Origin of the sequence: Aquiflexum lacus (genome assembly GCF_015476655.1) — a bacterium.
GTDB lineage: Bacteria > Bacteroidota > Bacteroidia > Cytophagales > Cyclobacteriaceae > Aquiflexum > Aquiflexum lacus.
The window spans coordinates 61115-68287 of sequence record NZ_JABFHF010000032.1; the positions used below are offsets into that span (position 1 = coordinate 61115).

Consider the following 7173-nt stretch of genomic DNA (forward strand, 5'->3'; position numbering starts at 1 on the left):
GAGTCTTTCTTCCAAAGGACAACTCCATTCAACATCCGGTTGACCACAGACAAGGGGTCACATACCATATCCGGGGTTAACCGTTGTACGTTGGATTAAACTTACCTTATTGATTTCAATATAGATGTATAGGCAAAACACTGTTTCGAGTAAAAGGGTGTTATGTGCAAGTCATAAATTACCAAAAAATAAGAGACTAGACGGATTATGCAAGGTGCCGACCAGAGAATTTTTCCTCTGAAGTCTTAGAATAGTAGCTCATAATAAGGTTATTTCATTGTTTGAAAAAATTTTTTTATCCCTTTGTAATATTATTCAAGATTTGGAGTCAAATGGATAAAGGTTTAAAATCGTGACGCCTAAACATGGATAATATAAGCGAAGAATTTTCTTCTATTTACCTGGAATACAGCAGTAAGATAAAAAGTCTTTGTTTTGGGTATACCAATTCAATCCATGAGGCTGATGATCTTACACAAGAAACATTTTTATCTGCCTGGAAGCATTGGGATAAATTTAACGGACAATCTTCTCGTACCACATGGATTTATAGAATAGCCATAAATAAATGTCTCACTTACATCAAAAAAAATGAGTCAAAAGCTATAGATATAAAAGAAATTGAAAAAGTGTTAGCCAATAATGATGAGAAGAATGAGAATATTAATCTCTTGTATAAAGCGATCAATAAACTGGAAAATATTGATAGGTTAATAATTACCATGTTTCTTGATGAATTATCCTACAAGCAAATTGCCGAAGTTCTGGGAATTAGAGAAAATTCAGTGGCTGTAAGAATTCATCGTATAAAACTAAAACTAACTGAAATATTTAATAATTATGAAAAAATTTGATGATTTAAAAAGTATTTGGTCTGAAAATCAACTAAATACGAATGATTTAGCTCATTCCTTTGGTAACAAGAAAATCAATTCACTTGCGGTAATCAAGCAGCAGTATATATTAAGTGCAATTGGGTTATTCGGGACTACAGTTTTTATTTTGTGGTTTGGATTTTTAAGCGGCAAAAATTTTAAGTTTGATATTTCGTACACGGCTTTGGGGATTCTGGCAGTATGTTTGGTTATTATTGTGTCAATTAATTTATATAATGTGTTTTTAATCAGCAAACTTGATGAAACACTTGCACCCAAGGAATATTTAAAACACTGGCTAAACTTCTACAAGAAGCGGCTTCGTTTTTTTAGACTTTATGCACCTATCCTTTTAATCACCTTTTGCATTTCCTTTGCACTTTACATTCCCGAAATCCTAGGCTATTACCCAAACACAGATTATAAAATCGGATTTATATTTTTTATGATTCTAATCTTTTTTGCAAGTTATCTCATGGGTAAAAGCGCAACACGCGAAGAAAAAATTAAGCTGAATGAACTCAACGATACATTTCAGTTGCTTTCTAATGGCTAAATTCAGAAAATGTATAATTATTCCTGATCGCACAATTTGGGTTCATTCAGATGGATAATTCATTTCATGGGGGAACAAGGATAGGCTTAAATCTAGTAGAAATAAAAACTACACCCAACAAATATAAGTAATGGCGAGCAGCGTGATAATTCAAGTCATAAAATTTCATTAATGCTAAGCAGTATTGTGATAGATTTGAGCTTTTAAGCCGCAATTACTAGTATTTTTAACATTGTGCTAAATTAAAAACAGACATATGGAATTCAAATACTTAGCATACCTTTAACTGCAAGCTGAAATAACCAAATGATAGAACTAAGACCAGCAACGATTAACGACCTTAACTTAGTCAAATATTGGGATACAAAGCAACACGTTATCGACTGTGACCCTGATGACGATTGGAATTGGGAAATCGAACTGAAGCGCAATCCTGAGTGGCGAGAACAATTAATAGCCGAATTGAACGGAAATCCGATTGGTTTCATACAAATAATTGACCCATTTTTAGAAGAAACTAAGTATTGGGGAGAAGTTAAACCGAACAAGAAAGCAATTGATATTTGGATTGGGGAAGAACAGAACCTTAACAGAGGATATGGGACGAAAATGATGGAACTCGCCATAGATAGATGTTTTAAAGATAAATCTATAGATGGAATTTTGATTGACCCTCTGAAGTCTAACGTTAGAGCTCAAAGGTTTTATGAGAAGCTCGGATTTAAATTTATTGAGGAAAGAGAATTTGATGGAACGTCTTGCATAGTGTATGAATTGAAAAGGAAAAAGCCAATACCCTTGGCTTCAATTTAAATATTAACCTAAAAGAAATACGAATATGAAAAAATTCGCTTTAATTCTTCAATTCTGCTTTGGTTTGGTGAGTATTGCTCATACCCAAACCGTAACCATTGGCAACCAAGTATGGATGTCCGAAAACCTACCTAGGAGAAAAATGATCTAACATCATTTTCCATCCTTCTTCAGTTTTAATCCATACAAGCGAGAAAATAGAGCGCGCTGTTTGAAGTACATTTGCATTATAATAAGATATATTAGAATATCCTCTCTGCAATGCCACATTAGGACCTAAAACTGTTATTTCAATATTTTCTAATTTCCATGAATGGGCATTCTTAAACTTTCCCCAATAATCAACTAGGTTATCCTTTCCAATTACTTCAACTTTGTTCCCTACCATGGCTGCTTTGTCTGCATAGAATTCACCAATTTTAGAATAATTCCCTTTATCAAACTCTGCTTCCATGGCTCTGTTTACGGATAATATTTCCTGCTCAATTGTGTTCAAGGAATCAATATCCGACTTACTAAATGAAAGATGCGCAAAAATGAAAAATAGTATGGTACAATAAACCTTCATTGTATTATTTTAATTGATTTTAACCACTTAATTTTATCATAAGCATATCCAGGGCAAATCTGATATTCAGGTGTCATCATAGAATGATTTCCCCGTTGATATAACTCAACTGTAACCTCTAAATTATCTGAAATATTCTGATAGAAGTTTTGTAAAGAGCGTGTCGGATTTACGCGCTGATCATTTTCTCCATATTGCAAAAATACAGGACAAACAAGCTTGTTGGCGTCAGTTACGATACTATTATCTAATAGATCTTCTTTTTTAGGAGAAACTGGAATGATTTCACTCGTTGGCGGTATGAATAAGCGATTGTATTTTAATTGTAATTCACGAATCAATGAAAAGTTAGTCGTGTCAATTTTTTCATTGATGATGCCATCGTAATAAGACTTCCAAATAGAGTTTATCGATACTATATCTTCTTCCAAAACACCAAGGTTTCGATGATAGTGATTGAAAGCATACAACTGTCCTTCCTTCATTGTCATTATCGGAGTGGCTGTGGCATTGATAAAAGCAATTTCATCCACTAATTTTTCACCCATCATGAGTGCTAATCTCCCACCTTCACTCGGGCCATGCAGCCCTACTTTTTTTAAATCAACCTGCTCATGGTTTTTGAGGTATTCAAAAAGTTGTTGGTAACGAGCTGCTTTTTCTTGGAAGGTATAATTTTCAAAACTTCGCCCTTTAGATTTACCAACTCCGACTTTATCAAAGGTCATGGCAATGACTCCATAAGATGCCAAAAAACGCGCTTCATATTCTGCATTATCCATCTGAGGTTGCCCTCCTCCTCCAGGTAGTAATAAACACGCAGGCATTTTTTCCTTTAAATCTGGAATGAATAAATTCACATATATGGAATCTCCATCCACCATTACCCAGTTCTCTTTCACAGAATATTCATGAGAGCGTTTGAGCTTAACTTCTTTCCCGTGTCTATTCGTGATGGAAATTTGTTCAAATTTATTCGTTGTATTATTCAAAAACGTGGTGGTCTCTCCTGATGTACTCCATAACATATTTTTCCCAATAGGTTTCAGCGAAGCACTTTCTTCAGTGTAGGGAGACATAAAAAACAAATTATCTCTCCGTGCATAGACAATTACTCTGTTTCCATTTTCGTCAATAAAGTTCCCCGTGAATTCGCTAAGCTCCCTCTCATTTATTGAATCCAATTGACGTTTTAGAGAAATGTTTTGATTATAGCCAGTAAATTTTGTCTCTAATTCAATTATGTCGGTGTTGACATTTTTCACGATGAATTCTCGTTTTTCTGATCTTGCTTTCACCGTGAATGATTTCCCTACTTCAGCGGAAAAACCGAAATCAAAGGTTTGACTGAAAGTATAGGGAAATGAAATTAGCGTGCTGTCCTCTTTGATTTCTAAGGTCATGTGCTGAAAACCATCTCGGGTTGCAACTTCTCCAATATACAATTGCGAAAAGGAGCAAGAACAAATAAAAGTGAATGTAATTATTAAAACAAAACGCATAATTGATAATTAAAAACTGTTATTTCTTTCTTACATAAATCCCAGTAAAGACACGATGTTTAACATTTCCTTCCTCGTCATAAACTTCCCAAACTTGTTTCACGGTATTGTTAACTTGAGACCATTTTATTTGATTGTAACATAGCGTAGAATCGACTAAAAAAGGTTCACTTTTGAGAACCATCTCGTTGTTAGTAAAAGTCCCTTTGAGTTTCAGAATTCCTCCATTACCACTCACCCAAATTTGATTCCATGTGGAATCTTGTTGATTATAGTAATTCATACTTGTTCCAGATCCTCCTCCTAAACCTTTCCACTTTTCCATCAACGCACAATTATTTTCTATAGTTGTGATTTCATTTTCACCGACCTTATTTCCAGTTGTATCAAATACTTCCCAAGTTCCTGCCCAAAAGTAGAATGCACGTTGGTTGTTTGTACAACATTTACAACCTTCTTGACTGAATAAAGGAATTGAAATACTTAAGAATAAAGTCAGTAACACAGTTTTAGAAATGAAATCAGCCATTTTCAGCTAGTTGATTTAATTTTTTAAAATACTCTTTCGTTTCCGTTTCAGAATAGCTTTGCCATAAGATTTTATCTATTTTCCAATAGCCCTTCTGATTTTTAGACAGCAGGATATAATCAAATCCCCAAATAGCTTTCACTTTTGCTGAGGCAATTTTCTCTTTTATTTCATAAACTTCAATTTCAATAGGAGACCATTTTGGGAGCCATTCTTTTGAATTGTAACTAAGAGCAGTATTAATTAACTCCTCATAACTCATAAAGTGATAACTCCATGACTTTTCCTTTTTTGAAAAAAAGTACCCTGATTTTTGAATCAACTCATCGGTATATCCTGAAATAAAGGTTGTATCATGCTCATAGATAGATTTCACATAGTTGGTGATTTGCTGCTAAATGTCTTCCTTTTCAACCGATGTTAAAAACTCCTTGATGGCACCAAAATATTTTTTCTCCTGATCTAACCATCCGTAGTGTCCACAGCTATCGAGAAAAATAAGGGTTGAATTAGGAAATACAGAATCCGCAGTCAATGCCATATCATCCGTTACGACATCTTGTTTGCCCTGAACGATTAATACTGGTTGATGGAAATCATTTAATAATTGTTTGCAATCATAGTTCATTCGTCTTAAATCTTGCCAAACCAAGCTGTTTATATTCATGTTTACATACTTCATACGAGCCGATACTGCAGGTACATGCTCATCAGAAACCACATAGGCCTTAGCGAGTGCCCGGGCATGATTTACTCGATTTGTTTCTGAAAAATCAACAATAAGTTGTTGCCTCCAATATGTTAAAGAATCACGCTCACTCTCCGTTAATAATTCGTTAATCCTTGCCCCAGCATTCTCTAATACCTTTAAATCAATTCCACCTGATGAAGAATGAATAATTCCTGAAATATGGTTGGGGTGTTTAGTAGCATAATAGTTAGCCATGACGCCACCAAATGATTGTCCAAAAACGAGCCATTTGTCGCAACCTATTTCATTTCGAATGACTTCAATATCTTCAGTCATCAAATCCATTGTGATGGTTGTACTATCTATCTGCTTCAGTTCCGATTTTCCAGTACCACGTTGATCGTACAAGATGCATTTATAACCTAAATCAGCCACTCTTTCTGCCAGATTCATAAATCCGTCAGAGTCGATTCCTGGTCCACCATTTATAATTAGAATAGGTTTTCCAGAACCAATCACTTGATAATGGAGAGTTCCATTTTCTATTTCAGCATAGTGAGATGTCTGAGCATTTAAATTATTGCTCAAAAAAACAAATGGTATGATAGTTATAAATTGTATGAGAGCTTTCATTTAGCTGAATTAGAATAGCTTTAAAAGTACAATCAAAATGTTCATCTTCTTTTTCTTTGAAGTGAGTAGGGCGTATTTTGAAGTGAATATGTTGTAATTTGAAGTAGTAAACTTTTGGGTAAATTAATTAAGCCTTAATTTTGACCAGTGAGAATTCAAAAAAAAATAAGTCAAGGATCTGTAGCGCTAATAAGCTGGTTAATAATTGTTTTTATAAACTTTTTTCAGCTTCTCTTTGTCAAATCCTCGGTTCTAGGGAAATTAGATTGGGACGACTTAATGTACTACCCAATAACTTCTTTGACAATAGGCATTTTACTAATTTATCTTTTTCTTCTGCCTATTTTTAAAAAGATTAGAACACTTAAAATAGGTTTTCAAATACCATTGTTCATTGCTCATGGACTTTCATATACCACTATTTACATTATTGTTATTTTTTTTCAAATATCGCTTTGGTCTGACAATTTAGATTTGGATTCTTTTTCAATTACAGTACAAAAATTTTTCTATACCGACTTTCATAATATTGCTAAAAATTATTTTTTCTTATTGGCTATTTATATCGCTGTAGAATATGTCCAAAAGCGTGAAGAAGCGCTCATTACACAAAAAGAACTTGAAAATCAGTTAAAGGAAGCAAAACTACAAGCGTTAGAATCTAAATTACATCCTCATTTTTTATTCAATGCTTTTAATGGGATTACTTCACTTGTGAATGAAAACCCAAAGAAGGCCGAAAATGCGATAGTTGAGCTTAGTGATTTACTGCGTTTTTCGCTTGAAGGAAATCTTCAAAAACCAATTTCTTTGGAGGAGGAGCTTGAACTTTTGGAAAAGTATCTGTCCATCGAAAAGATGAGGTATGAGGAGCAACTTGAAGTGAAAATTACAATTGCTGAAGATGTAGATCTGAAAAAAGCGATAATGCCTCCTATGATTTTACAGCCTATTGTAGATTCCGATGATCTTGACCACCGATCCGGCTATCTTGACCACCCTTTGA

Annotated in this window: 9 protein-coding genes; 4 read left to right on the top strand and 5 right to left on the bottom strand. The window is 34.1% G+C overall.

Features of this window, described 5'->3' with window-relative positions:
* Nucleotides 1-365 precede the first annotated feature (365 nt).
* The 3 genes from HMJ38_RS21465 to HMJ38_RS21475 all read left to right on the top strand — a co-directional run bounded on the left by HMJ38_RS21465 (nucleotide 366) and on the right by HMJ38_RS21475 (nucleotide 2244).
* On the top strand, nucleotides 366-854 hold the full coding sequence (locus tag HMJ38_RS21465) for an RNA polymerase sigma factor (RefSeq protein ID WP_194976497.1): 489 nt from the start codon (nucleotides 366-368) through the stop codon (nucleotides 852-854).
* Nucleotides 841-1431 carry a hypothetical protein gene (locus HMJ38_RS21470; protein ID WP_194976498.1) on the top strand — a complete coding sequence of 197 codons (591 nt, stop codon included), beginning with the start codon at nucleotides 841-843 and terminating at the stop codon, nucleotides 1429-1431. Before HMJ38_RS21465 ends, HMJ38_RS21470 begins: the two co-directional genes overlap by 14 nt.
* 306 nt (nucleotides 1432-1737) lie before the next feature.
* Nucleotides 1738-2244 (top strand): GNAT family N-acetyltransferase, encoded by a 507-nt coding sequence (locus HMJ38_RS21475; protein WP_194976499.1) that lies wholly within the window; start codon nucleotides 1738-1740, stop codon nucleotides 2242-2244.
* Nucleotides 2245-2371: 127 nt separating this feature from the next.
* On the opposite strand, the gene HMJ38_RS21480 is transcribed toward HMJ38_RS21475, so the two are convergent.
* The 5 genes from HMJ38_RS21480 to HMJ38_RS21500 form a co-directional block, all read right to left on the bottom strand.
* On the bottom strand, nucleotides 2372-2812 hold the full coding sequence (locus HMJ38_RS21480) for a YybH family protein (RefSeq protein WP_262892908.1): 441 nt from the start codon (nucleotides 2810-2812) through the stop codon (nucleotides 2372-2374).
* Nucleotides 2809-4215 carry an alpha/beta hydrolase family protein gene (locus HMJ38_RS21485; protein WP_228780197.1) on the bottom strand — a complete coding sequence of 469 codons (1407 nt, stop codon included), beginning with the start codon at nucleotides 4213-4215 and terminating at the stop codon, nucleotides 2809-2811. The genes HMJ38_RS21480 and HMJ38_RS21485 overlap by 4 nt, the downstream gene beginning before the upstream one ends.
* Nucleotides 4216-4333: 118 nt before the next feature.
* The gene (locus HMJ38_RS21490; protein ID WP_194976502.1) at nucleotides 4334-4843 is read right to left on the bottom strand and encodes a hypothetical protein; all 510 of its coding nucleotides are present in this window, start codon (nucleotides 4841-4843) and stop codon (nucleotides 4334-4336) included.
* Nucleotides 4836-5219 carry a hypothetical protein gene (locus HMJ38_RS21495; protein WP_194976503.1) on the bottom strand — a complete coding sequence of 128 codons (384 nt, stop codon included), beginning with the start codon at nucleotides 5217-5219 and terminating at the stop codon, nucleotides 4836-4838. The genes HMJ38_RS21490 and HMJ38_RS21495 overlap by 8 nt, the downstream gene beginning before the upstream one ends.
* A gap of 18 nt (nucleotides 5220-5237) precedes the next feature.
* A complete protein-coding gene (locus HMJ38_RS21500; protein WP_194976504.1) occupies nucleotides 5238-6167 on the bottom strand; it encodes an alpha/beta fold hydrolase in 930 nt (309 codons plus the stop codon).
* A gap of 147 nt (nucleotides 6168-6314) precedes the next feature.
* On the opposite strand from HMJ38_RS21500, the gene HMJ38_RS21505 reads away from it, so the two are divergent.
* Nucleotides 6315-7173: sensor histidine kinase (locus HMJ38_RS21505; RefSeq protein ID WP_194976505.1), on the top strand; the 859-nt coding region annotated here is incomplete at its 3' end.

Excerpts from the sequence above, each read along its gene's own strand:
- HMJ38_RS21470 (WP_194976498.1), top strand. The coding sequence starts at position 841 with ATGAAAAAATTTGATGATTTAAAAAGTATTTGGTCTGAAAATCAACTA.
- HMJ38_RS21475 (WP_194976499.1), top strand. The coding sequence starts at position 1,738 with ATGATAGAACTAAGACCAGCAACGATTAACGACCTTAACTTAGTCAAA.
- HMJ38_RS21465 (WP_194976497.1), top strand. The coding sequence starts at position 366 with ATGGATAATATAAGCGAAGAATTTTCTTCTATTTACCTGGAATACAGC.
- HMJ38_RS21500 (WP_194976504.1), bottom strand. The coding sequence starts at position 6,167 with ATGAAAGCTCTCATACAATTTATAACTATCATACCATTTGTTTTTTTG.
- HMJ38_RS21490 (WP_194976502.1), bottom strand. The coding sequence starts at position 4,843 with ATGGCTGATTTCATTTCTAAAACTGTGTTACTGACTTTATTCTTAAGT.
- HMJ38_RS21485 (WP_228780197.1), bottom strand. The coding sequence starts at position 4,215 with ATGACCTTAGAAATCAAAGAGGACAGCACGCTAATTTCATTTCCCTAT.
- HMJ38_RS21480 (WP_262892908.1), bottom strand. The coding sequence starts at position 2,812 with ATGAAGGTTTATTGTACCATACTATTTTTCATTTTTGCGCATCTTTCA.